Origin of the sequence: Hoeflea sp. 108, assembly GCF_000372965.1 — a bacterium.
Classification (GTDB): Bacteria; Pseudomonadota; Alphaproteobacteria; order Rhizobiales; family Rhizobiaceae; genus Aminobacter.
Genome location: NZ_KB890024.1, coordinates 2,426,949 through 2,452,895, shown reverse-complemented (window position 1 = coordinate 2,452,895; position 25,947 = coordinate 2,426,949). Strand labels below are relative to the sequence as shown.

Below are 25,947 nucleotides of genomic sequence, written 5' to 3'. Positions count from 1 at the left end.
TGCCTGCCGCTCCGGACCCCGCGTCGGAGGGCAGGCGGCGCGGTCAGGCGTCTTGGGGGACCTCTTCGCGCAGAATGTTCTTGAGCACCTTGCCTTGCGGGCTGGTGGGCAGGGAAGGACGGATCTCGACGCTGCGCGGGCACTTGTAATTGGCCATGTTGGCGCGCGACCAGTCGATGATGTCCTTGTCGGTGGCGCTGGTGCCTGGACGCAGCACGACATAGGCCTTGCCGACTTCGCCGAGGCGGTCGTCTGCAACACCAATGACGGCGACGATACCGATGGCAGGGTGCTGGCTCAGGATGCGTTCGATCTCGGCCGGATAGCAGTTGAAGCCGCCGGTGATGTACATGTCCTTGAGACGGTCCTCGATGCGCAGATTGCCGTCCGTGTCGAAGTAACCGATGTCGCCGGTGTGCAGCCAGCCCTCGGGGTCGATGGTCTTGGACGTCGCCTTGGGGTCGTTGAAATAGCCCTTCATGACGATGTAGCCGCGGATGACGACTTCGCCGGGCTTGCCGTCGGGCAGGAAGTGGCCGTCGTCGCCCATGATGCGGACCTCTACGCCGGGAGCCGCCTTGCCGGCTGTGTTGGCGATCACGTCATCCGGGTCGGTTGCCAGGCACATCGTGCCATAGCCGCCGCATTCGGTCAGGCCATAGCCGTTGACGACGCCGGCGAAACCAAGCTCCTCGCGCATGCGGCGGATCAAGATCGAGGGCACGACCGCGCCGCCGGTGACGCCGAGGCGCAGGCTGGAGGTGTCGAATTTCGCCAGTTCCGGATGCTGGAGCATGCCCTGGAAGATGGCGGGCGGGCCGGGAATGACGCTGATCTTCTCCTCGGCGACGCGCTTCAGGATTTCGCCGGCGTCATAAGTGAGATGCGGCAACAGCACCGCGCCGCGCATCAACGAAACGATGGCGCCGGATCGATAACCGAAGGCGTGGAAAAAGGGCGGGATGACCAGGATGCGGTCGTGCTCGCGGATGCCGACGCGCGTCGCCCAGGCGTCGATCGCCTGCAGGCACTGCTGGTGGCCATACATGACGCCCTTGGGATAGCCCGTGGTGCCTGAGGTGAAGAGCATGTCACAGAGATCGTCGGGGCCGACGCTGGCCTCGCGTACAGCAAGTTCGGCGTCGCTGATCGTGTCACCGGCGGCGACGAAATCGTCCCAGCTGCGGTCGCCGTTGCTGCTGTCGCCGATGACGACCACTTCGCGCAGCAGTTCGCGCGTCTCGGCACGGAGTTGGTCTGGATAGTAGGTGTTGAGAAAGGTGCCGACCGAAAACAGCACCGAGGTGCCGCTGCGCTTGACCAGTTCAGCGATTTCGGCGCCCTTGAAGCGGGTGCTTGCGGGGATGAGTATGGCGCCTGCGGTGACGAGGCCAAGGGCCGTGGCAAACCATTTCCAGGTGTTGGGCGCCCAGACCATGATGCGGTCGCCCTTCTGGACGCCGGCGGCAATCATCGCCTTGGCGACGCGCTTGCGCATCGCGTCGAGCTCGACGAAGTTCAGCACGACGCCGTTGTCGTCAACTGCGGTGCGGGTGCCATAAACCTCGGCGGCTCGCGCGCAGAGGGCAGGAATGGTGGTGAACTTCCAGTCGGCGTCTTCTGAGATCATCTGTCTACCTGGAGGCACTGGGCCTGTTCGACGGTATGGCGGCCGCAGGCGGTCACCGGGCTAGTTTGGCGGGAACATAGGCGTCGGCGGGCGGCCAGCATCGTCCGAAGAGACGAATAAACCTTACGGCGACCGACATAAAGGCTGTAGGACTGCGTGCAGATGCACGCGCGACGGACCACGCCCGGAGTTATGACATGAGCAATGCCCCGCAACCTGTTGGCTCGACCTTCGAGGGCAGGGTCGTCATCGTGACCGGCGGCACCAAGGGCATTGGCCGGGCGATTGCCGAAGGTTTTCTTGGCGTCGGCGCGACCGTCGTCGTTTGCGCGCGCACCGAGCCTGACAGCCTGCCGCATTCTAACGGCAACAGGGCGATCTTCATGCAATGCGACGTGCGCACCGCGCAGGCCTGCAAGGAGCTGGTTGACCGTGTCGGCGAGGAACATGGCCGCATCGACGTGCTGGTCAACAACGCCGGCGGCTCGCCCCATGTCGATGCGGCGACCGTATCGCCGCGTTTCTCCGACGCCATCGTCAATCTCAACCTGATGGCGCCCGTCTACCTGTCGCAGGCGGTCTACCACTGGATGGCCAGGCTTCCGGAAGGCGGCAGCATCATCAACATCGCCAGCGTGTCCGGCCGCCGGCCATCTCCGGGCACCTCGGTCTATGGCGCGGCCAAGGCGGGCCTGCTCAGCCTGACCACCAGCCTGGCGCAGGAATGGGCACCCAAGGTGCGCGTCAACGCCATCATCGTCGGCCTCATCGAGACCGAAAAAGCCGATGAAACCTATGGCTCGCGCGAAGCCCAGCAGGCGATTGCCGCATCGGTGCCAATGAAGCGCATGGGACGTGGCGACGACATTGCGCGCGCTGCTCTCTACCTCGCAAGCCCGACCGCCACCTTCGTTACCGGCGCACAGCTCGAGGTGCATGGCGGAGGCGAAACCCCGCTGTTCCTCGATCTCATCAGGCGCTACGCACCGGACGCGAAGTGACAGTGGCTGATCGGGCGGAAGTACCAAGTGCCGCGCCCGACCACGACCAGCTGGTCGAACTGCTTTATGCCGGAATTAGCGAAGTAAAACCCTTCGACAGTTTTCTCAAAGGGTTACGGTCGTCGGTTGATGCTGAAAGCAGCACGCTGATCATCGAGCGCCAGCGCCGCGACCGGCCAGGCGCGATCTACTCGGGTGCCGCATCGGAAGAGCGCATCGCCCGCTACAACGACCTTTACACGCAAGACCCCTTCATCGATCTGCCGCTCGGCAAGGTGACGACGCTGGCAGAGCTTGTTGGCGATGACGGGTTCTCGCGCTCGGAATTCATGCTGAGCTTCATGACCGGCTCGGGCTGGATGCATGTGGTCGGCGCCGACATCGTCGAGCCGTCAGGCGCCCGGGTCAGGATGCGGGCGACACGTGTGCTGGGCCGGGACAATTTCGGTGCCGCCGAGCGGGAGACATTCCAGCGCCTTCTGCCGCATCTGATCCAGGCGATGGGCCTGTTCCTCAGGCTGAACGGGCTGGAGGCCGAACGCGAGCTTTTTGCCGGCGCGCTGGGGCGGCTTGCGGTGGGGGCGATCATTGTCGACCGCGACTGCCGCATCATGCAGACGACACCGCAGGCCGAGGCAATCCTGGGGGAAAAAGATGTGCTGAAGAACGACCGAGGCCGACTGCGCTTGCTCGACGAAGCCGGGCCGAGTGGCGCGTTTGCGGCGGCGGTGGCCGAGATTGCCGAGACCAGCGACGCTTCCTTTGCCGGCTCGCGCGCGTTTTCGATCCACCGCTCCAGCGGCGAGGCGCTCGGGCTCGTCGTCAGGCCGGCACCGCATTCGGCCAAGCTGCATGCACCACTGCGTGGAGCAGCACTCGTCATCATCGCCGACGCCGGCAGCAGCGTTGCGCCGCAGCCGGCAGTGCTGGTCAGGCTGTTCGGCCTGACGCCGGCGGAAGCCGAGCTTGCGGCGCTCATGGGACAGGGTCTCGATCTCGATGATGCGAGCGCAACGCTCGGCATCACCAAGAACACGGCCAAGGCGCATCTGCGCATGGTATTTTCCAAGACCGGCGTCAACAGGCAGAGCGAGCTCGTGCGCCTGCTGCTGCGCTCGGTCGACGAGTTGAGCTAGAGGCCGTTTCTCCGCGATTGCAGGCGGCTCGCCCGTTCGAACGATGCTCCAGGCCCTCGACCGCGCGATGCTGCGATTGTTGCGGATGTGGAGGAGCGCGGAATGTCCATTGAAATCAACGAGCTGGTGGCGGACACGCGAGCGGCGATGCGCCGTCTGGCGAAGTCTGTGGTCATCCTGACCACCAGCCATGAGGGCCAACGGCTGGCGATGGCGGCGACCGCCGTCGACAGCCTCAGCATGGAGCCGCCGTCGCTGCTCGCCTGCGTCAACCGGAGCGCTTCGATCTTTGCAGCTTTTCAGGCAAAATCCCCTTTCTGTGTCAATATATTGGCGCGCAATCATGAAGCATTGGCTCAACGTTGTGGTGGGCTGGTGAAGGGCGAGGCGCGCTTTGCCGAGGGCGACTGGCACGCGCGCCATGGCATTCCCTATCTCGGCGATGCCCAGGCCAACATCTTCTGCGCCAATGACGGCGAGTTCTATTACGGCACCCATGGCGTGTTCGTCGGGCGGGTGACCGCTGTCGCGCTGTTCGGCAACATCGAGCCGCTGATCTACGCCGATGCCCGTTATGTCGGGGCGCATCTGGCGATGTGATACGGACGCAAGTCTCTGCCACATGGCAGAAAGGCCGGCATCGCGATGCCGGCCTTTTTTCTTTCGAATGTGGGAAAGGCGGCCGGTACCTGGCCGCCGGCCCTTCTATTCGGCCGCAGCGATGCGCAGCTTCTTGCCGCGGAAATGGGGGATGACCTCGCTGCCGATCAACTCGATCGTCTCCATGATCGCTTCATGCGGCACGGTGCCCATTTGCGACAGGAACATGATCTCGTCGGCGCCGGCCTCGAACAGGCGCTCGACATAGCGGATGCAGTCCTCAGGCGTGCCGTAGGCGTCGTTGATGTCGTCGAGATAGCCATAGGCTTGCGGATTGTAGGCGATCTTGTCCTCGCCGAGCTTGGCGAACTTGTGCTCGCGCACCTTGTCGAGGGCTGCCAAATGTTCCTGCGGGCTCATGTCGTCGACCTTGGGCTTGGGGCCGCCTTGGTACCAGTGCGACAGCGCCTCGGCGAAGAAGCGCTGGCCACGCAGCCCGATGCGGCGGGCCTTGTCGCGGTCGCGCAGGACGATGGCCGGGCACAGGGCCGAGAGATGTTCGGTCGGGCGGAAACCGACCTGGTCTTCCAGTTTGCGTTCGGCGAAAGCCTTGCGATAGGCATCGCTCTTGGTCTTGATCTCGTCGGGGCCGCCGAAACCCATGACCAGCGCGCCGAGGCCGCGCGAACCAGCCGTCACCACGGCCTCCCAGCGCGTGCAGGCCATGTACATGCGCGGGTGCGGATTCTGCAGCGGCTTGGGATGGACCGGGCGGGCAGGGAACTTGATGTACTGGCCGTCATGCTCCACCATCTCTTCGGTGAAGAGGCGCGGGATCAGATACATGCTCTCGTCGATCAGCGGCTGCAGCTCGGACAACTGATAGCCGAAGGCTCCGGCTTCCTGCTGGCTGCCGCCCTTGCCGACGCCGAAATTGACGCGGCCATTCGACAGGATATCGAGCATGGCGACACGTTCGGCGACCTTGATGGGATGGTTCATCGCCGGCGGCAGGCAGACGACACCGTGGCCGATCTCGAGGGTCTTCGTCTGGCCGGCGACGAAGGCGAGGAAGGTTTCCGGTGCCGACATGTGCGAATATTGGGTCAGGCCGTGGTGCTCGACGCACCAGACGCCATCGAATCCACTCCTGTCGAGCAACACGCATTGCTCCGCCATTTCGCGGAACACCTGCTGTTCGGCTTCCCTGTGGGTTTCGGCGATCTGCGCCTCGTAGATCATGGAAAATTTCATTGGCAGGCTCCTCCGCTTGAGACGATTGCCCTTTCGGCATGAGCTGGAGTGTCTGGCTGCAGGCCTGGAAATTCATCGTTCGATTGGGTGAGAGCCGTTTTGCGCTGATGGCATTGGGCCAGGCCAGTTGGCTGCTGGCTCAATTCAATGGTCCTTATGGACGATGCCGGCCAATCACGTTAGGCCGAAACGGCGGCATCCGATTTCCGAGGAGAGAGACCATGATTTCCAGCAATCGCAGCCGGCGCGCGCTCGCCGCCGCCCTGATGTCGTTCACCGCCCTGGCCGGTGCCGGCACGGCCCGGGCAGAGGAGACGATCAAGATCGGCGGTATCATGTCGTTGACCGGTGCCGGTGCCTCGATCGGCAAGGTGGCGCAGGTCGCCTGGCAGCGCGCCGTCGACGACATCAACGCCTCGGGCGGTATCCTCGGCAAGAAGGTCGAGCTGGTTCTGGCCGACACGATGACCGACCCGACGCATGGCGTCAGCGAGATGCGTCGCCTGGTGGAGAGCGAGAAGGTTGCCGCCGTTGTCGGCCCCGCCACCAGCCAGGAGACAATGCCGGTCGTTCCGATTGCCACCGAAGCCAACATCGCCCAGGTTTCGAGCGCCGCCTCGACGCAGCTGACACCGCAGGTCGGTCCCTACCACTTCTCGACCTCGCCGATCGGCGAGAACCAGATGATCCCTAACATCAGCTATGCACTCGACACGCTGAAGCTGACAAAGCTGGCGCTGATATCGGACAATGGCGGCATGTCGAAGGCGGCGGTGGCCGACATCGTCAACTACATGAAGGGCAAGGGCGTGGAGCCCGTAGCCGTTCAGGAATTTGCCTTCCGCACCGAAGACATGACCCCGCAGCTGTTTTCGCTGCGCAGCTCCGAGGCACAGGCGGTGCTGCTGATCAATTCGATCGGCGACGACGCCCGCAAGATGCTGGAAAACCGCTATGACATCGGCTGGGACGTACCTGTTCTGGCAAGCCTGACCATGACCAACTACGCTGTCGGCAACGCGGCCACCATCGGCACCGAACCGTTCGAGGGCGTCTATTCGGTGCAGTTCGAGGGCATGACCTATTGCCCGGGCGAGGCGCTGGGTGAAAAGGCTTTCGCCAAGTTCGCCGAGAAAGCCAAGGCCGACATCGCCGACCTCGACCGTATGGGCGGCCCCTCGGCACTGGTGCCCTATTACATCCAGCCCTTCATTCTGGCGGCGGCCATGAACGGCTCGGGCAAGACCGACGGCAAGTCCGTTGCCGCCTGGATCGAAGCCAATGCAGGCGAGATCAAGACGCTGACCGGCAAGCTGGCGGCCAGTGCCGACAACCACTTCCTGCCGTCGGTGGAAAGCCTCAAGGTCGTCAAGAACCCTTACCAACTGCGCGAGGACGGTCTCGTCGAGCGCGCCGACTGCGCCCAGTAGGCCCTCAGGACGGTTACACTTGCAAAACGCGCCGCCGGCCCCGGCGGCGCGTTTTTTGTTGGCTCACCCGATCGAACGATGCAGCAGCGCCCCCGGCCGGCTTCAATCGAAGCCAGGTATCAAGGGAGGCGTTGATGGCCGAAATGACAGGCAAAGTGGCGCTGGTGACCGGCGCCGCTAACGGGATCGGTCGTGCCACTGCTCTTGCTTTCGCGAGGCGCGGTGCGTCGGTGGTTCTTGCCGACACGGATGAAGCCGGTGTTCGGGCGCTCGCCAGCCTGATCGGAGAGGATGGTGGGGAAGCTCTTGCTGTCATCGCCGATGTTGGCGATCCCGACCAGTGTCGGGAAATGATCGCGGCCACGCGCACGCGTTTTGGCCGGCTCGACATGGCTTTCAACAATGCCGGAATCTCGGGCGGTGGGCCGGATCGCGCCGATATTGCCGATTACGACCTCCAAGTCTGGCGCAAGGTCATCGACATCAATTTGTCTGGCGTTTTCTACTGCACGAAATACGAGCTGCCGCTGATGCTTGAAAGCGGAGGCGGGGCGATCGTCAATACGAGTTCGATAATGGGGTTCCGCAGCAGCCCCAACATCGCAGCCTATGTCGCTGCCAAGCACGGGGTGCTCGGGCTCACCAAGGTGGTTTGCGATGAATATGGAGCGCGCAACATCCGCTGCAATGCGGTGGCTCCGGGGGTCGTCGAGACGCCGATGACCAAGCGCTTCTTCGAAAATCCTGACATTGGCAAGGCAGCCCTGGCAACGATCCCCCAGTCGCGCTTCGGGCAGCCGACTGATCTGGCGGAGGCCGTGGTATGGCTGTGCTCGCTAGCTGCCGCCTATGTCAACGGCGTCTGCCTGCCGGTCGATGGCGGCTTCCTGGCCCGCTGAACGGCACCGTCACTCGACAAGAACAACGGAATCAACTGGCAGGTTTTGGCCTGCCGGGCAGGGAAGTCGTATCCGCAATCATGCAAGTTGGAGGAGTTGCAATGTCTGGAACAGTTATTGGGAACCGCGTGTTGCATCCGCTCGCACTCGCGCTGCTGACAGCGACGATAATGGGGGGCGGAAGTGCAAAGGCGGACGAAACGATCAAGGTCGGCGGCCTGGTGTCGATCACAGGAGGTGCTGCATCGATCGGCAAGATCGCCGGAACGGCATGGAAACTGGCGATTGACGAGATCAACGCATCAGGTGGCGTCCTGGGCAAGAAGATCGAACTTGTCATGGCCGATACCACGACGGATCCGACGCATGCGCTGAATGAAGCACGGCGTCTGGTCGACAGCGAAAAAGTGGTGGCAATCCTTGGCCCTGCGACAAGCCAGGAGACGGTGCCGACCCTTGCTGTGACCACGGCTGCCAGGGTGACACAGCTTTCAACCGCGGCCTCGACACAGATCACGGTGGAAACGGCGCCATATCATTTCACCACGTCGCCGCGGGGAGCAAACCAGCTCATCCCAAGCATCGACTACGCCCTCGACAGCCTGAAGGTGACCAGGATCGGGCTTATCTCCGACAATGGCGGGGCAGCGAAGTCGGCCATCGCCGACATCGTTCCCTACATGAAAGAAAAGGGCGTTGAACCGTCGAGCGTGCAGGAATTCACCTTCCGCACTGAAGACATGACACCGCAATTGCTGGGACTGCGCAGTTCCGGTGCCGAGGTCGTGGTGTTGATGAATTCGACCGGCGACGATGCACGCAAGTTTCTTGAGAACCGGATGGATATCGGTTGGGACGTGCCGGTTTTGGCCAGCCCGGCGATGACGACGACTGCCGTAGGCAATGCAGCCGTCGTCGGGCACGAACCTTTCAACGGCGTCTACAGCCTGCAATTCGAAGGGCTGACCTATTGCGACGGGGATCCACTCGGCCAGTCGTTGTTTTCCAAGTACGCCAAGCGTGCCGAATCAGCCGTCCCCGATCTGGAGCGTATTGGCGGACCGGCATCGCTGCAGCTCTACTACATCCAGCCTTATCTGCTGGCGGCCGCGATGAACGGATCAGGCAAGACCGACGGGCCATCGGTGACGGCCTGGCTGGAAAACAATGTCCAGACGGTGGACACCATTGTCGGCAAACTGTCGGCCAGTGCCGGCAACCATTTTCTGCCGCCGGCAACCAGCCTGAAAATCGTCAAGAACCCCGACCGGCCCCGCGAAGGCGGGCTGGTCGAAAGAGCGGACTGCGGGCGCCAGGGCTGAAACCGAGCCGAGGCGTCGCCGGTTTCCGACGGCGCCTTTTCGTTGGTTCACCCGATCGAACGATGCGGCGAACCTTAGGGTTGGCCTTCATTTCAGCCGAAGCATGCTGGGAGGTGGCGATGGAAATGGTGCTCGATGCGGATATTGCCGCGATGGCGGAGATCATCGCTCGGCGGCCGCCGCTCGATCTCTCCAACGTCGATGTTCCTGCATTGCGGGCAGCCGTGAACGCGGCAGGATGGCCGACCGAGTGCGCAGAGATGGCCTCGGTCGAGGACATTTTTGTCGCTGGCGGCGCTGGCGGTATTCCGGCGCGGCTTTACAGGCCCCGGCACGGCGAGGCGCTGCCGCTGCTGGTGTTCCTGCATGGCGGTGGTTTCGTGCTGTGTTCTCTGGATACGCATGACAATTTCTGCCGGGCGCTGGCAAAGGCGGGCGACTGCGCCGTGCTGTCGGTCGACTATCGGTTGGCTCCGGAACACAAATTCCCGGCGGCCTATGAGGATGCGCAGGCGGCGCTGGAGTGGGCCGCTGCCAACGCTACCGCGCTGGGTTGCGATCCTAGCAGGCTGGCGCTTGCCGGAGATAGTGCCGGGGGCAATCTGGCGGCAGCCGCTGCGCTCCACGCATCGCCAGAGGTGCGCCAGATGCTGCGGCACTTGCTGCTGTTTTATCCGGCTGCGGATCCGACGGCCTCCGGCGCGAGCTACGAAACCTTTCCACGAACGCCATTCCTCAGTGCTGAAATGATGCACTGGTATTGGCGGCAATATGTCCGCCAACCGGCTGACCTGGCTGATCCGCGAGTCGCGTTGCTGCGGTCGGCTGATCTTGCCGGGCTGCCGCAGACGACGGTGGCCGTCGCCGAGTTCGATCCCTTGCGCAGCGAGGTCGAGGCCTTCTGTGCGGCGCTGGCCGAGGCCGGTGTCGATTTGGAGGCTCGTCGCTATGACGGCGTCTCGCATGGCTTTGCCAGCATGGTCGGCCTGATCGGCAAGGCGCGGCTGGCGATCGACCATGGCGGCGCCAGGCTGCGCGATGCGTTTGCCAGGAGTGCCTGAGATGCTGGAGGCAAGGCTTGCGCGCGCCGAGGCCATGCTCGACATCATTGCGCTGGAGGCGCGCTATGCCCGCGCCTGGGACAGCGGCGACGGCAATGCATGGGCCGATGTGTTCACCGTCGACGGCGTGTTCGAGATTGCGGCCGTCGGCGATCGTCCGGCACTCAAGGTGGAGGGCAGGGAGCAACTGTCGGCTTTCTGCCTCGACTTCACGTCGAAGTTTTCAGGCGTTCACGTTCCGGGACTGCCGTTGCTCGAAATCGACGGCGACGAGGCCATTGGGCACCTGCATTTCCAGTTCGTCGCTATCGGCAGGCTCGCCCAGAACCACACCATGAGCCGCACCGCCTGCGGGCAGTACGATGTGCGCTATCGCAGGACCGAAGAGGGCTGGCGCATGGTCCACCGCTTGGAAAAGGCGTTCACCAGCGCGCGCAGTGAATTCTTCGATTTCTGAAGGTTCAGCGCCTTTCCTGAAGTATCAGATCAGCCGCACGCCAGGCGAGTGCCATGACGGGGCCGTTGGTGTTGCCCGAGATCGGCGCAGGAATGACCGAGGCATCGACGACACGCAGACCCTCGACGCCTCGGACCCGCAGCCGCTCGTCGACGACCGCATCGGCGTCGTCGCCCATCCTGCAGGTGCCGACCGCGTGCAGTCCCGACACGAAGGTCGAACGGAAGGCAGCGAGCATGTCGGCGTCCGATTGCACAGTCCGGCCCGGCCATAGTTCTTCTTTGACGTAGGGCTGCAAGGCCGGCTGGGCGACGAAGTCACGCATGATGCGCATCATTGAGACTGCGGTACGCCGGTCGCTCTCGGTCGCCAGCCAGTTCGGTCGAATAGACGGCATGTCGCGCATGTCGGCGGAGCGGATCGTGATCTCGCCGCGGCTTTCCGGCCGCAGGGCATAGCCGATGATGGTGATGCCGGGCTTGTTCTCGAGCTTCAGCCGGCCCTGGAGCAGCCCGCGGGCGAAGGTGTAGGGCGACAGCGACAGCTGCAGGTCGGGATAGGCGACATCAGGCGATGAGCTGACAAAGCCGCCCATTTCGGATGCGCCGAAGCTCATCAGCCCGGTGCCGGCGAGATAGTAGCGCAGCACCTCGCCGACCAGACGCAAGCCGCTGAGCCGGCGGTTGTGTCCATACAGACCGGCAAGACGATATGGGAGCGCCACGACAAGGTGTTCGGCGAAGTTGCGGCCGACGCCCGGCAATTCCGCCACCGTCTGGGCGCCTGCGGCCGACAGCACATCGGATCGGCCGATGCCGGAAACCTGGAGCAGTTGCGGCGACTGGATCGCGCCGCAGGCGACGATGACCTCACGTGCCGCGCGCGCGGTGCGTTGGCGACCGCCCTCGATGTATTCGACGCCGACCGCCCGGCGCCCGTCGAACAGAATACGCAGGACCTGCGCGCCGGTTTGGACAACAAGGTTCTTGCGCGGCATCGCCGGGCGCAGGAAGGCACGTGCAGCACTCATCCGTCGTCCCTTGTGGTCGACGGTATGGGCATAGGTGCCGACCCCATCGCGCCTGATGCCGTTGAGGTCGTCGAGATGGTCGAGACTGAGCGAGGCACCGGCGTCGAGGACCGCCTGGCCGAGAGGGGCGGGAAGAGGACGAACGCTCACCTGCAAGGGGCCATTGCTTCCCCTGACGGCATCGCCGCCAAGCTGATGGTTCTCGATCTTGCGGAAGATTGACGCCATGTCGGACCAGTCCCAGCCCTTGACGCCGAAATTCGCCCAGCCGTCGTAATCCTCCGGCGCGCCGCGGCAATAGAGCATGCCGTTGATCGAGCTCGAGCCGCCAAGCCCGCGCCCACGCGCCCATGTCTCGGCTTGCGGCCGGCCCTCCTCGTGCTGGACCGGGAAATTCCAGGAGCGCTTGGGGTGTTTGGTCAATTTGACCCATCCCCGGGGCATGCGGACGAAGGGATGAAGGTCTGAAGGGCCGGCCTCGAGCACAAGTACCCTGTGCCCAGGGTTCTCGCTCAGCCTGTTGGCCAGAACACAGCCGGCAGAGCCGGCCCCGACGATGATCGTATCGAATTCACTCATGTCGTGATGTCTTGCTCTCGGATGCCGGCTCGCATCCTGCAAACGAACTAGCTCAGGCGAAGGTCGCTCCGGTCCAGACCGGCATATGCGCTAGTCCGCATGGACGATGTTCGGCTGTCCCGCATCCTGTGATTTCTCCTTGAGGAGTCGACACGCCATCATGCGTGGCGGCCTTGCGCGCACATCCATGCCGGCGCGCATCCAGACCGGCACCAAAGCCTACGTTCCTGGGGAGGAATGACATGAAGAAATCCATTCTCGCGGCAGCGCTGCTGCTGTCGACCGCGCTGACCGCAGCCGCACAGGATGCCAGCGTCAAGCTTGGCGTGCTCAACGACCAGAGTTCGTCCTTCTCCGCGCTCGGCGGTACCGAGGTGACCGAGGCGGTCAAGCTCGCCATTTCCGATTTCGGCGGCCAGGTGCTTGGCAAGCCGATTGAGCTGGTGTCGGCAGATCACCAGAACAAGCCCGAGATCGCGCTGTCCATCGCTCGCGAATGGCTGGAACGCGACAATGTCGACGCGCTGTTCGACGTCGCCAATTCGGCCATCGCGCTTTCGGTCAACAACCTGTTGGGCGAACAGAAGAAGCTCGGCTTCTTCGTGTCGCCGATGACCGACAAGATGACCGAAGCCGACTGCAACGGCTATGGCCTCGCCTGGGCCTACGATGCCTATTCGCAGGTGCGTTCGTCGGTCAGTGCCCAGCTCAAGGCTGGCGGCGAGACCTGGTTCATTCTGTCGCCCGACTATGAGGCCGGCAAGGTCCTGGAAGCCGGCGTGAAGACCGCCGTCGAGGAAGAAGGCGGCAAGATCCTCGGTTCGGTGCGCGCACCGCTCGGCACCACCGATTTCTCGTCCTACATCCTGCAGGCGCAGGCATCGGGCGCAAAGGTTCTGGCGCTGACCGTCAACGGTCCGGAACTGGTCAATGCGCTCAAGCAGGTCCAGGAATTCGGTCTGATCGACCAGGGCATGCGCGTGGCGCTGACCGTGCTCCACCAGTCGGATGCGCGCGCCATCGGCCTCGACGCGCTGAAGGGCATCCAGTTTGCAGCCGCCTGGTACTGGAACACCGACGATGCGTCCAAGCATTTCAAGGAAGAGATGCAGAAGAAGACCGGCAACGCACCGGGTTGGGTAGCCGCGGGCGCCTATTCGGCAGCCACCAACTATCTGAACGCCGTAAAGGCCGCCGGCACCGACGAGCCGACCGCCGTGCTGGCCAAGCTGCGCGAAGGCAAGATCAACGACCTGTTCGCGCACAACGCGACGCTGCTGCCCAACGGCCGTCTCGTGCACGACATGCAGTTGCTCGAAGTGCGCGCGCCCGGCGAGGCATCCGACCCGCAGGACGTGTTCAAGGTCGTGACCACCGTACCGGCTGACGTCGCCTTCCGCTCGATCGACAAGAGCGCCTGCAAGCTGGCCAAGGGCTGAGCCGACAGCGCCGGGTGGCGATCAAGTCATCCGGCGCATTCACCCGATAGGAGTGACCACTTGCCCGGCTATCTGATCTTCGAGATCCAAATCACCGACGAGGCGGCCTGGCAGCATTATCGCGAGGTCGCCGGGCCGATTATGGCCGCCGGCGGTGGGCGCTTCGTTCTGTCGAGCGATCGCGTGGAGAGCCTCGAAGGCGGCTGGCAGCCGGCCTCCATCTCGGTGGTCGAGTTCCCGAGTGCTGACGCTGCGCGGCGTTTCTACCATTCGGAAGACTACCAGAAGGTGGTGGCGCTCAGGCAGCTGGCATCACGTGGCAAGGGCATACTCGTCGAAGCATGACGGGACGGCCCGGGCCCGCGCATTTTCTAGAATACGTGGAGGACAAGGTGCGACAAGGCACTGCGGACGACTACATTATCGAGGCGTCCGGGCTGAGCCGGTATTTCTACGGCTTTGCTGCCGTAAAGGACGTCGACCTCAAGGTCCGGCGCAATACCATCCACGCCCTGATCGGCCCCAATGGCGCCGGCAAGACGACCACATTCAATCTGATCACCAAGTTCCTGCAGCCCAGCGAAGGTTCGATCCGCTACAATGGCGAGGACATCACCGCTCTGAAGCCGGAGGAGGTGGCGCGCAAGGGCATTGTCCGCTCGTTCCAGATATCGGCTGTGTTCCCGCGCATGAGCGTGCGCGAGAACGTGCGCATGGCGCTGCAGCGTCCGACGGGTAGCTCTTACCGCTTCTGGCAGAGCGAACGCACGCTCGGCGTGCTCAACGACCGCATCGACGAGCTGCTCGATGCCGTCGGCATGCTGTCCTATCGCAACCATGTGGCGGTCAACCTGCCTTACGGGCGCAAGCGCGCGCTGGAGATTGCCACCACGCTGGCCCTCGATCCCGAGATGCTGCTTCTTGACGAGCCGACTTCGGGCATGGGCCACGAGGACGTCGACCGCATCGCCGAGCTGATCCGCAAGGTCTCAAGCGAGCGCACCATCCTGATGGTCGAGCACAATCTGTCTGTTGTCGCGGCCCTTTCCGACACCATCACCGTGCTGGCGCAGGGACGGGTGCTGGCCGAGGGCAACTACGAGACCGTGTCGCGCGACCCGCGCGTGATCGAAGCCTACATCGGTGGCGCAGATGACTGAGATTTCCAAGGTGGTGCTCGACATCGCCGACCTCCATGCCTGGTACGGCGAGAGCAAGGCGCTCCACGGCATGAATTTCGACATCCGCGAGGGCGAGCTCGTCACGCTCCTGGGCCGCAACGGTGCCGGCAAGACAACGGCGTTGCGCTGCATCATGGGCCTGGTGCGCAAGAAGACGGGCACTATTGCCTATCGCGGCGAGAATGTCGCGGCGAGGGCGCCCGAGTTCATCGCCCGGCGCGGCATCGCCTATTGCCCGGAGGAGCGTGGCATTTTCTCGAGCCTGTCGGTGGCCGAAAACCTGGAACTGCCGCCCGTCATCGCCAAGGGCGGCATGACGGTGGACGAAATCCTGGAGCTGTTTCCCAACCTCAAGGCGCGCTGGCAGAGCCCCGGCACCAAGCTGTCGGGCGGCGAGCAGCAGATGCTGGCCATCGGCCGCATCCTGCGCACGGGCGCCAAGCTCCTGATCTTCGACGAGCCGACAGAGGGCCTTGCGCCTGTCATCGTCAAGCAGATTGCCGTCGTGCTTGAAAAGCTGAAGGCGAGGGGCTTCACCATCCTTTTGGTCGAACAGAACTTCCGCTTCGCCTCGAAGCTCGCCGACCGGCATTTCGTGGTCGACCACGGCAAGGTGGTCGAGCGCTTCAGCCGTGACGAACTCGCCGGCAACGAAGCCAAAATCCAAGCTTATCTCGGGGTGTGATGGCCATGATGGACCTGATTGGCGTTCCGCCAACCCTTCTTTTCGGCCAGCTGCTCGTCGGCCTCATCAACGGTTCGTTCTACGCCATGATGAGCCTGGGCGTGGCGATCATCTTCGGCATGCTGCGCATCGGCAACTTCGTCCATGGTGCGCAATACATGCTGGGCGCATTCGGCGCGTGGTATCTGATGCGCCTACCCGAACTGTTCCCCGGGCTCGGCCTGCCATCCATCGGCTACTGGTGGGCGCTGGTCATCGTACCGCTGGTGGTGGCGGTCATCGGCGCGCTGATGGAGCGCATCTTCATCCGCCGGGTCTACGACCTCGACCATGCCTACGGCCTGCTCCTGACCGTCGGTCTCGCCATGGCGATCGAGGGCGCTTTCAACGTCTATTACGGCGCTGCCGGCCAGATGTACGGCGTTCCGGACTCGTTGAAGGGTGGCCTGAATCTCGGCTTCATGTTCCTGCCAATCTATCGCGCCTGGGTGATTGCGGCCGCCATCGTCGTTTGCTTCGGCACCTGGTACGTCGTCGAGCGCACCAAGCTCGGTTCATATCTGCGTGCGGCGACAGAAAATCCCGATCTTGTCCGCGCCTTCGGCATCAACGTGCCCAGGCTGCTGATGCTGACCTATGCTTTCGGCGTCGGCCTCGCCGGCTTCGCAGGCGTGATGGCAGCACCGATCTACCAGGTCAGCCCACAGATGGGACAGGGCATCATCATCACCATCTTCGCGGTGGTCGTCATCGGCGGCATGGGCTCGATCTTTGGCGCCATCGTCTCCGGTCTGATGCTCGGCGTGATCGAAGGCCTGACCAAGGTTTTTTACCCGCAGGCTTCGGCGACCGTGATCTTCATCATCATGGCTCTGGTGCTGATCTTCCGCCCGGCCGGCCTGTTCGGCAAGGAGACATCAAGCCACTCTGTCGCTGACGTGTCGTCAGGTCGCTCCGGCAGCTTCCTCGAGAACGGCCGCCTGTGGCTGGCGATCTTTACGGTCGGTGGCGTGGCGCTGCCGTTCCTGGTTTACCCGGTCATGGGCATGAAGATCCTGGTGCTGGCGCTGTTCGCGCTCGCCTACAATCTGATCTTTGGCTACGTCGGCCTGCTCGCCTTCGGCCATGCCGCCTTCTACGGCTCGTCTGCCTATGTCACCGCACACGCCGCGGCCGCCTGGGGTCTGCCGCCTGAACTGAGCATCCTGATGGGCGTGGCTGTGGCGACCGCCATCGGCGCGCTGTTCGGTTGGCTGGCGATCCGCCGACAGGGGCTTTATTTCGCCATGATCACCATGGCGATGGCGCAGATCATCTATTTCTACGCGGTGCAGGCGCCATGGACCAATGGCGAGGATGGTATCCAGTCAGTGCCACGCGGCACTCTGTTCGGCCTGATTGATCTCTCGAACACGCTGAACATGTATTACGTGACGCTTGCAGTGTTCCTGGTCGGCTTCGCCTTCGTCTATCGCATCATCCACTCACCCTTCGGCCAGACGCTCAAATCTATCCGCGAGAACGAGCCGAGGGCCATTTCGCTCGGCTATTCGACCGACCGTTTCAAGCTGATCGCGTTCACGCTGTCGGCCATGCTGTCGGGCGTGGCAGGCGGCCTCAAGGCGATCATCTTCCAGCTGGCGTCGCTGGCTGACGTGTTCTTCATGACTTCGGCCGACGTGCTGTTGATGACGCTGATAGGTGGCGTCGGCACGTTGCTCGGACCAGTGGTCGGTGCAGCGGTGCTGGTGACGTTGCAGCGCGAGCTGGCGACGCTCGGTGCCTGGGTGGTGGTCGTTCAGGGCATCATCTTCGTTCTCTGCGTGCTGTTCCTGCGCAAGGGCATCGTCGGCACGCTGGAAGAGTTTCTGGCAAACCGCGCCGAGCGCAAGGCGCAGCGGACGGCAGACCGCACCGGAGTCGCGACCAAGGCGAAGGTGGCGCAATGAGTGGACCATCGACAATCGTCATCGGCATGGGGCCCGGACTTGGCCAGGCCCTGGTGAAGAAGTTCGCGCGCGAGGGCCATCGCGTTGCCTTCGTCGGCCGCCGGGCCGAGGCGATCGCGCGCTACGAGCAGGACTTCAGGGCCGAAGGGCTCGACGTCTCCGGGTTTGTCGGTGACGCCGGCAAGCCTGAGGAGATGGACCGCGTCCATGCGGCGATCCGCGAGCAGCATGGTGATGCCGAAGCGCTGATCTACAATGCCGCCATCATAGAGCCGGCACGGTTCGTCACGCCATCGCGGCTGGGCGAGGTGAAGTACGGTACCGCCGAAGGCTGGAAGTCACACGGCGAGGCAGCAAGCGTCGACTATGTCGTCGAGGCCTTCAGGACCAATGTCGCTGGTGCGCTGCATGCGGCGCAGGCGGTTGCGTCCAAAATGATCGAGCGCGGCCGCTGCACGATCCTGCTCACCGGCGGGGTGCTCGCCTTCGGGCCGTGGATCGAGTGGGGCGTGACCTCGCTTGGCAAGGCGGCGCTGCGCAGCCTCGGACATTCGCTGGAGAAAGAGCTTTCGCCTGCGGGTATTCATGTCTCGACGGTTGCCATCCACGGCACGATGCAGGCCGGAACGCCCTACGATCACGACCTGGTCGCCCAAGCCTACTGGAAACTGCATGTCCAGCCGCGCGACCAGTGGCAACCTGATTTCCATTTCAAGCAGGATGCGGAAGACGGCGGGGATCCCGACGCATGAGCATAATCCGCTTCGACGGCAAACGCGCGCTGGTCACAGGCGGTGGCAGTGGCATCGGTGAAACAGCAGCAAGGCTTCTGGGCGAACTCGGCGCTCGCGTGGTCATTGCCGACCTCAACCGCGATCATCTCGATCCGGCGGCGCAGCGCACTGCTGCGGCCGGCATCACCCAGGGCGATGTTGCAAGCGAAGCGGATGCCGAGCGCATGGTCGGGGAGGCGATAGCGGCCCTCGGCGGGCTCGACCTCGTCTTCAACTCAGCCGGCATCGGCGACGATCTCGTGCCTGTTCATGAGCAGTCGGTGGAGCGCTGGCAGCGTGTGATCGACGTCAACCTCAAGGGCACCTACCTGATGTGCCGCGCGGCGTCGCGGCCGATGCTCCGGCAGAAGCAAGGCGCCATCGTCAATGTGTCGTCCATCGTAGGGCTCGGCGGCTTCCCCAGACGTTCGGCCTATGCGGCCGCCAAGGCAGGCATCAACCACCTGACGCAGACGCTGGCCTGCGAATGGGGGCCCTCGGGCATCCGCGTCAATGCGATCGCGCCAGCCTATACGCTGACGCCGATGGTCCAGGCGCTGCTCGAGCGCAAGGCATTCGACCCAACGATCCTGGAACGCCGCACGCCGCTCGGGCGGCTTGCGACGCCGGAGGAGATGGCGAAGGCGGCGATGTTCCTGCTGTCAGACTGGGCATCCTACATCACTGGGACGGTTCTGCCGGTCGACGGCGGCTGGAGCGCCTTTGGTGGTGCGGGCGACGTCGCGACGGCCTGAGAAGGCCGACAATTCAGTTCAGCAAGTGCTGGCAACCAACTGATTTATAACAGAGCGGCCGCGTCATGCGCGGCCGTTCTTTTGCTTCGCCAACGTCGCGGGTTCACTTGTTCCGGAAATCGTCCAGGCGGTTCTCGCGCAGCGCCAGTACCAGTGCGCGCTTGCGGATTTTGGCCGCCTCGACCGGCATCGTGTCGATGAAGTGGACGGCGCGCGGGGCCTTGTAGGCGGCGAGGCTCTCGCGGCAATAGCGGATCAGTTCTTCCGCTGTCGCGTCCTGTCCATCGGCCTTGACGATGACCGCGACCGGGATTTCGCCCTTGCTCTCGTCGGGCGCGCCGACCACCGCGCACATGGCGACCGCCGGATGCTTGTAGAGCAGGGCCTCGATTTCCAGCGGATAGACATTGTGGCCGCCGGCGATGATGACGTCCTTCTTGCGGTCGACGATGAACAGGTAGCCGTCCTCGTCGACATAACCGAGGTCGCCCGACTTCCAGCCGCCATTGCCGAAGGCCTCGGCCGATGCCTTCTCATCCATCCAGTAGCCCTGGGCGACGCAATCGCCTGAAATGATGACCTCGCCGATTTCGCCCTGCGGCACGACACTGCCTTCGTCGTCGACGATAGAGATGCGCGAGCTGCCGACCGGAAGGCCGGCCGAGCCAGGCTTGCGAATACCCGCAGTCGGTTCCATGACGTTCTGGCCGCTGGTTTCGGTCGAGCCGTAAACTTGCGTGACGCGGGCGCCCGACAACTCCTCGAAACGGCGGATGACCGGCTGGGGCACCGGCGAGCCGCCCGTGGTGCAGATGCGCAGCGACGACAGGTCGTGTTTCGCTGGATCGACCTCGTTGACCATGTAGACATACATTGTCGGCGTGCCACCGAAATAGGTGGCCTTGTAACGACCAATGTCGGCAAGGACACGCAGGGTGTCCCAGCGCTCGTGCAGCACGATGGTGCCGCCGGTGTAGAGGCACAGGTTCAGCGTCACCGTCAGGCCAAAATTGGTAAACAGCGGCACAGCGCAGAGATAGACTTCCTCGGCAAAGCGCGTGCGGTGGGACACCATCATGTCGCGCAGGGTCGAACACTGGTTGAACTGCGATTGCGCCGCACCCTTGGGGGCGCCTGTCGTGCCCGAGGTGAAGAACAAGGCGCAGATGTCGTCAATATGGCAGGCAACATCTTCGAACGTCTTGGGCGCTGCGGCCATAAGAGAGGTGAGGTCGTCGGCGCTGCCGTCGCCCGACACGACCAGGCAATGAGCGAGATCGGCAAATTCGGCCCTGATCTCGGAGAGGTACGGCCAAGTCGAGCCGTCGGCGATGAGCGCCTTCATGCCGGTCTGGCTGACGATCTTGCGCAGCTCGGCATGGCGGAACATGGCGCTGAGCGGGGCAGGGATCGCGCCGAGACGCTGACAAGCCCAGAAGCCGATGGCCATCATCGGCGTGCTTGGCAGATAGAGCCCGACGCGGTCGCCCTTGGCCACGCCGCGCGCTTTGAGCACGTTGGCAAGCTGTGCCGTCAGCTCGGCAAAGCGCGCATAGGTGATCGTCTCCTTGTCGGTGACGATGAAGTTACGCTCGCCGATCAGCCTCGCGTTCCGCGCCAGCACCTGGCTCAGGATTTCCATGCTCGTATTTCCTGCAGTCGAAATTGGGATTCTGTGCCGACTTGAAAACCTGCCCGAAGGGGCAGGCATCGTCTGCACAGACTAAGCCAGGCCAGGCGCGGCGGTCACGAAATCAGAATACCGCCGTCGATGGGCAATTGATGGCCGGTCATCTTCCGCGATTCGTCGGAGGCCAGGTAAAGGGCTGCATTGGCCACGTCGATGGGTTCGGCGATGCCGAGCAGATAGGCGTCGAACTGCGCCTTGAGATGCGGTTCGCGCTCGAAGAAGCCGAGCACGCGGTCGGTGGCAACCGCTCCCGGCACCAGCACGTTGACGCGGATGTTGTCCTTGGCGAATTCGACCGCCATCGAGCGGGTCAGCGAGATGATCCCGCCCTTGGCCGCCGAATAGGCGTCGCGATTGGGAATGCCCATGGCGCCGACAATGGACGAGCAATTGACGATCGAGCCGCCGCCCGACTGCTGCATCAGCGGGATGGCGTTGCGGCAGCAGACCCAGGTGCCGAACAGGTCGAGCTTGATGCAACGCCAGAACTCCTCGAACGGCGCCACCGTCACCGGACCGTCGGCCGAGCTCGAGCCGCCGGCATTGTTGTAGAGCACGTCGAGCCGGCCCCAGGCATCCATAACGGTCTTGAAGGATGCCCCGACGCTGTCGGGCTCGGTGACGTCGGTCTCGACATAGAGTGCCGTGCCGCCTGATGCCTTGATGGAGGAGGCGATAGCCTCGCCTTTTTCACGGCTGCGGCCGGCAACGGCGACCTTGGCGCCTTCCTGCGCAAACAGCCGCGCTGCCGCCTCGCCGATGCCGCCGGTCGCGCCGGTGATGAATGCTACTTTGCCTGCCAAACGGGCCATGATGATCTCCTCGAAACGGTACCCGCGAACCTGCGCGCGCAGGCGCCGGCAACATCGTCCGAAGGGACTAAGATTGTTCGGCATATCAGCGGTTTGGCGGCCAAAATGCCTGCTGTTCAGCGACTAGTCCCATCAGACGATGTTAGCGGTCTGCCCCTGTCCCATTCCTTGCCTCGATTGAAGAATTTGGCAGTGCCGAAATGGCAGCAACAAGCGGCGTAGGAAAATGAAGGCAGTGATCTGCAAGGAGTTCGCCCCGAGGGCGGAACTCAGGATTGAAGAGGTATCGGACCCGGTGGCAAAGCCGGGTCAGGTGGTGATCCGCATCGAGGCATGCGGCATCAACTTCTTCGACGGTCTGATGGTCGAGGGCAAGTACCAGACCAAACCCGAACTGCCGTTCACGCCGGGCAGTGAGGCCGCCGGCACGATCATTTCGGTCGGCGAGGGCGTCGAACGCCTGACGGCTGGGATGCGCGTCCTGGCCTTTTCCGGTATCGGTGGCTATGGCGAGCAGGTCGCGGTCGATGCCTGGAAGGTGTTTCCGATCCCCGCCGAGATGAGCTTCGTCGAGGCAGCCGGTTTCCTGATCACCTATGCGACCTCGCACCATGCACTCAAGGATCGCGCGCAGATCAAGCCGGGCGAGACCCTTCTGGTTCTCGGTGCAGCCGGTGGCGTCGGCCTGACTGCCGTCGAGCTCGGCAAGCAGATGGGGGCACGCGTCATCGCTGCCGCCTCCAGCGACGAGAAGCTGGCGCTGTGCCGCGAATACGGTGCCGACGAGACGATCAACTATTCGACCGAGGACCTTCGCCAGCGGCTCAAGGATCTGACCAACGGCCAGGGCGTCGACGTGGTCTATGATCCGGTCGGCGGTAGCATGACAGAGACGGCGGTGCGCGGGTTGGCGCTTTTCGGTCGGCTGCTGGTGATCGGCTTTGCCGCCGGCGACATCCCCAAGATCGCGCTCAACCTGTTGCTGCTCAAGCAGTCTGCACTGATCGGCGTGTTCTGGGGTGCCTATGCGCGCTCGTCGCCCGATAAGAATGCCGAGAACATTGCCGAGTTGATGGACTGGTTCGCCAAGGGCGCGCTCAGGCCGCATATCTCGGCCGAATATCCGCTCGACCGCTTCGCCGAGGCGCTCGACGTCGTTATGGAGCGTGCCGTCAAGGGCAAGGTCGTTCTGGTGACAGGCAATTCAGGACATAGCAGGGAAGGAGTGCCGGCATGACCGAGCAACTCGTCAAGACCGTCTCGGTCGTCAAGCAAGGCAACATTCTGGTCGCGACCGTCGACAATGCGCCGGTCAATGCGCTGTCTCATTCGGTGCGCGTTGGGCTGATCGAGGCCGTGAAAGCGCTGGAAAGCGATACCGAAGCACGTGCCATGGTCATTCTGTGCGACGGCCGCACCTTCATCGCCGGCGCCGACATCCACGAATTCAAGAAGCCGATGGTGGCGCCGCTTTTGGGCGAAGTGATCGACACGCTCGACGCAGCGACCAAGCCGATCGTGGCCGCTATCCACGGCACGGCGCTTGGCGGCGGCCTCGAAGTGGCGCTCGCCTGTAGCTATCGCATCGCGCTCGAAGGCTCGAAGGTCGGTCTGCCGGAAGTCAAACTCGGCATCCTGCCGGGGTCGGGCGGCACGGTTCGCCTGCCGCGTCTCGCCGGTGTCGAGCAGGCACTGGCGATGATCAGCGAGGGTGGCCAGATCTCGGCACGCGACGCCCGCGAAAAGGGCATTGTCGACGAGGTCGTCTCGGGGGACCTGAAGGTAGCTGCAGTCGCATTCGCCGCAAGGGTGATTGCTGACGGTGCAAAATTGCGCCGAACCAGCGACCTGCCGGTGCCGGCGTTCGATCCTGCCGTCCTTGAAACCAGCCGTGCGGCATTGGCCAAGAAATACAAAGGCTTCAAGGCGCCTCTTGTCGCGGTTGATCTGATCAAGATGGTCACCGAAACACCAGTCGGCGAGGCCATCGCGCTCGAATACAAGACCTGCAAGGAGCTGTTGGTTTCGCCGCAGTCCAAGGCGCTGCGCCATATCTTCGCGGCGGAACGAGAGGCGCTGAAGATCGACGGCGTCGATGCCGAGGTGAAGCCGCGAGAGGTCAAGAAGGTAGCCATTGTCGGTCCCGGCACCATGGGCCGCGGCATTGCCGCCTGCTTCCTCAGCATCGGCATTCCGGTAACCCTGATCGGCCTGACCGACGAGGGGCTTGCTTCTGCAACCAAGGCGATCGGCAAGATCTATGAAGGCAGTGTCAAGCGCGGAAGCCTGTCGACCGATGAGATGCAGCGCCGCATGGCGTTGCTGAGCGCCACGACTGCTTATGACGGCCTTGGCGATGTCGATTTGGTGATCGAGGCGGTGACCGAACAGCTCGACGTCAAGAAGGACGTATTCGCCAAGCTCGATGCAGTCCTGCGCGACGATGCCATCATCGCCACCAACACCTCGTTCCTCGACATCGAGGAACTGGCCGCGTCGTCGAAGAACCCGGCGCGCGTCGCCGGCATGCATTTCTTCAACCCCGCCAATGTCATGAAGCTGCTTGAAAACGTGCGGGCAGCGAAGACGGCTCCGGACGTTCTGGCGACCACCACGGCGCTGGGCAAGCGCCTCGGCAAGGTGCCGGTCATGGTCGGACGCTCCGAAGGTTTCGTTGCCAACCGCATGCTTTCCAAGCGCACGCGCGAGGCTCAGTTCCTGCTCGAGGACGGTGCGACGCCGCAACAGGTCGACCGCGTGCTAACCGCTTTCGGCTTCCCGATCGGCCCGTTCGCGCTGGCCGATCTCGCCGGCATGGACATCATGGCCGCAGCACGGGCGGCACGCGTCGCCCGTATGTCGCCGCGGGAGCAGCAGTGCAACATCGTCGACAGGCTGGTTGCTGCCGGCCGGCTCGGCCAGAAGTCGGGCGCGGGCTACTATGTCTATGACGAGAACCGCAAGGCTTCGCACGATCCCCTCGTAGACGAACTGCTCGACGCGCATCGCAAGGAGCGCGGCTTCACCGCGCGCACCATCACCGACGAGGAAATCCTCGAACGCTGCCTGTTTGCCATGGTCAACGAGGCAGCCAAGATCCTCGACGAGAGTGCGGCGGCGCGGCCCGGCGATATCGACGTCATCTGGACCAATGGCTTCGGCTTTCCGACCTATCTGGGCGGCCCGATGTTCTACGCCGACCAGGTCGGCCTGCCAGCGGTCAAGGCGGCGCTCGACAAGTACGCCGGGCTCGTGGGCGATCAATATTTCAAGCCGGCCGCGCTCATAGAGCGGCTGGTAGCCGAGGGCAGGGGTTTCTACGGCTGAGCCGTGGATCCTTGTCGAAACAATACGAAGAACAAACGGATTAGGTATCTATGAACAAGGAAATGGACCTGAAATCGGTCGTCGCCCAGCTGCGCGACGGCATGACGATCGGATTTGGCGGTTGGGGTCCCCGTCGCAAGCCGATGGCGCTGGTGCGCGAGATCCTGCGCTCGGACCTCAAGGACCTGACGCTCGTCGCTTATGGCGGGCCGGAAATCGGCATGCTGTGTGCTGCGGGCAAGGTCAAGAAGCTGATGTATGGCTTCGTCTCGCTCGATGCGATGCCGATCGAGCCCTACTTCCGCAAGGCGCGCGAAGCAGGTGCTGTCGAGGTCGCGGAACTCGACGAGGGCCTTCTGCTGCTCGGCCTGCAGGCTGCTGGCCACAACCTTCCCTTCGCCGCGACGCGCGTCGGCCTCGGCTCCGACGTCATGAAGTACAATCCGCACTTCAAGACGGTGAAGTCGCCTTACCACGACGGCGAAGTGTTGCTGGCGATGCCGGCAATCAAGCTCGACGTGGCGCTGATCCACACCAGCCGCGCCGACCGCCTGGGCAACACCCAGACCGACGGTCCGGACCCGTTCTTCGACGGCCTGTTTGCGCGCGCCGCCAACAAGGTGTTCGTCACCACCGAGGTGCTGGTCGACCGCATCGACGCCGAGTATTCCGACAAGGCCAAGAGCCAGCTGTTCGAGCGCTGCCTGGTAACCGGCGTGGTCAAGGCACCGCTCGGCGCCCACCCGACGGCGGCACACGACGCCTATGGCTGGGACATGGGGCACCTCAAGGACTACGCCGCATCGGCGACCGAAGAGGGCGGCTGGCAGCGCTATTTCGACCAATATGTGAAGGGCGACGAGGCCAGCTACGCCGCGAGCGTTGGCGGCGAAGCCAAGATCCGCGCCCTGCCGCTCCCCATTTTCTGATCGGACAC

23 protein-coding genes and 1 pseudogene are annotated in these 25,947 nt (G+C 63.6%); 19 read left to right on the top strand and 5 right to left on the bottom strand.

Going from position 1 to position 25,947, the window contains the following annotated elements:
* Window positions 1-43: 43 nt before the first annotated feature.
* Window positions 44-1,630, bottom strand: coding sequence for a FadD3 family acyl-CoA ligase (locus tag B015_RS0112065; protein ID WP_018427950.1), 1,587 nt, complete (start codon window positions 1,628-1,630; stop codon window positions 44-46).
* Between the two features lie 197 nt (window positions 1,631-1,827).
* On the opposite strand from B015_RS0112065, the gene B015_RS0112060 reads away from it, so the two are divergent.
* From B015_RS0112060 to B015_RS0112050, 3 genes are all read left to right on the top strand, one after another.
* Window positions 1,828-2,631 (top strand): SDR family oxidoreductase, encoded by an 804-nt coding sequence (locus tag B015_RS0112060; protein ID WP_018427949.1) that lies wholly within the window; start codon window positions 1,828-1,830, stop codon window positions 2,629-2,631.
* A gap of 2 nt (window positions 2,632-2,633) precedes the next feature.
* Window positions 2,634-3,767: a helix-turn-helix transcriptional regulator gene (locus B015_RS0112055; protein ID WP_040456178.1), complete on the top strand. Its 1,134-nt coding sequence runs from the start codon at window positions 2,634-2,636 to the stop codon at window positions 3,765-3,767.
* Window positions 3,768-3,869: 102 nt separating this feature from the next.
* Window positions 3,870-4,367 (top strand): flavin reductase family protein, encoded by a 498-nt coding sequence (locus tag B015_RS0112050; RefSeq protein WP_018427947.1) that lies wholly within the window; start codon window positions 3,870-3,872, stop codon window positions 4,365-4,367.
* Window positions 4,368-4,472: 105 nt separating this feature from the next.
* On the opposite strand, the gene B015_RS0112045 is transcribed toward B015_RS0112050, so the two are convergent.
* Complete coding sequence (locus B015_RS0112045; RefSeq protein WP_018427946.1) at window positions 4,473-5,621, bottom strand: LLM class flavin-dependent oxidoreductase; 1,149 nt, start codon at window positions 5,619-5,621, stop codon at window positions 4,473-4,475.
* Window positions 5,622-5,842: 221 nt separating this feature from the next.
* Here B015_RS0112045 and B015_RS0112040 point away from each other — a divergent pair, with 221 nt between their 5' ends.
* The 5 genes from B015_RS0112040 to B015_RS30775 all read left to right on the top strand — a co-directional run bounded on the left by B015_RS0112040 (window position 5,843) and on the right by B015_RS30775 (window position 10,790).
* Entirely contained in the window at window positions 5,843-7,051 is a 1,209-nt protein-coding gene (locus tag B015_RS0112040; protein ID WP_018427945.1) for an ABC transporter substrate-binding protein, read from the top strand.
* Window positions 7,052-7,185: 134 nt separating this feature from the next.
* A complete protein-coding gene (locus B015_RS0112035) occupies window positions 7,186-7,950 on the top strand; it encodes a glucose 1-dehydrogenase (RefSeq protein WP_018427944.1) in 765 nt (254 codons plus the stop codon).
* Window positions 7,875-9,272 (top strand): ABC transporter substrate-binding protein, encoded by a 1,398-nt coding sequence (locus tag B015_RS0112030; RefSeq protein WP_245262162.1) that lies wholly within the window; start codon window positions 7,875-7,877, stop codon window positions 9,270-9,272. The genes B015_RS0112035 and B015_RS0112030 overlap by 76 nt, the downstream gene beginning before the upstream one ends.
* Before the next feature lie 119 nt (window positions 9,273-9,391).
* Window positions 9,392-10,333: an alpha/beta hydrolase gene (locus B015_RS0112025; RefSeq protein WP_018427942.1), complete on the top strand. Its 942-nt coding sequence runs from the start codon at window positions 9,392-9,394 to the stop codon at window positions 10,331-10,333.
* 1 nt (window position 10,334) lies between these two features.
* Window positions 10,335-10,790 carry a nuclear transport factor 2 family protein gene (locus B015_RS30775; RefSeq protein WP_018427941.1) on the top strand — a complete coding sequence of 152 codons (456 nt, stop codon included), beginning with the start codon at window positions 10,335-10,337 and terminating at the stop codon, window positions 10,788-10,790.
* A gap of 4 nt (window positions 10,791-10,794) precedes the next feature.
* Here B015_RS30775 and B015_RS0112015 read toward each other — a convergent pair whose 3' ends face one another.
* Window positions 10,795-12,399 carry a GMC family oxidoreductase N-terminal domain-containing protein gene (locus B015_RS0112015; protein ID WP_018427940.1) on the bottom strand — a complete coding sequence of 535 codons (1,605 nt, stop codon included), beginning with the start codon at window positions 12,397-12,399 and terminating at the stop codon, window positions 10,795-10,797.
* A gap of 242 nt (window positions 12,400-12,641) precedes the next feature.
* Here B015_RS0112015 and B015_RS0112005 point away from each other — a divergent pair, with 242 nt between their 5' ends.
* The 8 genes and pseudogenes from B015_RS0112005 (at window position 12,642) to B015_RS0111975 (ending at window position 19,181) form a co-directional block, all read left to right on the top strand.
* Entirely contained in the window at window positions 12,642-13,838 is a 1,197-nt protein-coding gene (locus B015_RS0112005) for an ABC transporter substrate-binding protein (protein ID WP_018427939.1), read from the top strand.
* A gap of 60 nt (window positions 13,839-13,898) precedes the next feature.
* On the top strand, window positions 13,899-14,183 hold the full coding sequence (locus B015_RS0112000) for a DUF1330 domain-containing protein (protein ID WP_018427938.1): 285 nt from the start codon (window positions 13,899-13,901) through the stop codon (window positions 14,181-14,183).
* 47 nt (window positions 14,184-14,230) lie between these two features.
* Window positions 14,231-14,998, top strand: coding sequence for an ABC transporter ATP-binding protein (locus tag B015_RS0111995; RefSeq protein ID WP_040456694.1), 768 nt, complete (start codon window positions 14,231-14,233; stop codon window positions 14,996-14,998).
* Window positions 14,991-15,704, top strand: a complete 714-nt coding sequence (locus B015_RS0111990; protein WP_018427936.1) for an ABC transporter ATP-binding protein — start codon at window positions 14,991-14,993, stop codon at window positions 15,702-15,704. Before B015_RS0111995 ends, B015_RS0111990 begins: the two co-directional genes overlap by 8 nt.
* A gap of 5 nt (window positions 15,705-15,709) precedes the next feature.
* Window positions 15,710-16,618: pseudogene (locus B015_RS33835) on the top strand (branched-chain amino acid ABC transporter permease); the annotation flags it as partial.
* A 126-nt stretch (window positions 16,619-16,744) separates the two neighbouring features.
* Window positions 16,745-17,653 (top strand): branched-chain amino acid ABC transporter permease, encoded by a 909-nt coding sequence (locus B015_RS33545; RefSeq protein WP_343123002.1) that lies wholly within the window; start codon window positions 16,745-16,747, stop codon window positions 17,651-17,653.
* Complete coding sequence (locus B015_RS0111980; RefSeq protein ID WP_157632717.1) at window positions 17,650-18,405, top strand: SDR family NAD(P)-dependent oxidoreductase; 756 nt, start codon at window positions 17,650-17,652, stop codon at window positions 18,403-18,405. The genes B015_RS33545 and B015_RS0111980 overlap by 4 nt, the downstream gene beginning before the upstream one ends.
* On the top strand, window positions 18,402-19,181 hold the full coding sequence (locus B015_RS0111975; protein WP_018427933.1) for an SDR family NAD(P)-dependent oxidoreductase: 780 nt from the start codon (window positions 18,402-18,404) through the stop codon (window positions 19,179-19,181). The genes B015_RS0111980 and B015_RS0111975 overlap by 4 nt, the downstream gene beginning before the upstream one ends.
* A gap of 103 nt (window positions 19,182-19,284) precedes the next feature.
* On the opposite strand, the gene B015_RS0111970 is transcribed toward B015_RS0111975, so the two are convergent.
* Window positions 19,285-20,823 (bottom strand): AMP-binding protein, encoded by a 1,539-nt coding sequence (locus tag B015_RS0111970; RefSeq protein WP_018427932.1) that lies wholly within the window; start codon window positions 20,821-20,823, stop codon window positions 19,285-19,287.
* Between the two features lie 104 nt (window positions 20,824-20,927).
* Window positions 20,928-21,683 (bottom strand): SDR family NAD(P)-dependent oxidoreductase, encoded by a 756-nt coding sequence (locus tag B015_RS0111965; protein ID WP_018427931.1) that lies wholly within the window; start codon window positions 21,681-21,683, stop codon window positions 20,928-20,930.
* 226 nt (window positions 21,684-21,909) lie between these two features.
* Between B015_RS0111965 and B015_RS0111960 the strand changes: the two genes are divergently transcribed.
* The 3 genes from B015_RS0111960 to B015_RS0111950 are packed head-to-tail and all read left to right on the top strand — an operon-like array spanning window position 21,910 to window position 25,939.
* Entirely contained in the window at window positions 21,910-22,920 is a 1,011-nt protein-coding gene (locus B015_RS0111960) for an NADPH:quinone oxidoreductase family protein (protein ID WP_018427930.1), read from the top strand.
* Window positions 22,917-25,010, top strand: a complete 2,094-nt coding sequence (locus B015_RS0111955) for a 3-hydroxyacyl-CoA dehydrogenase NAD-binding domain-containing protein (protein WP_018427929.1) — start codon at window positions 22,917-22,919, stop codon at window positions 25,008-25,010. The genes B015_RS0111960 and B015_RS0111955 overlap by 4 nt, the downstream gene beginning before the upstream one ends.
* Window positions 25,011-25,060: 50 nt before the next feature.
* Window positions 25,061-25,939, top strand: coding sequence for a CoA-transferase (locus B015_RS0111950; protein ID WP_018427928.1), 879 nt, complete (start codon window positions 25,061-25,063; stop codon window positions 25,937-25,939).
* Window positions 25,940-25,947 lie beyond the last annotated feature (8 nt).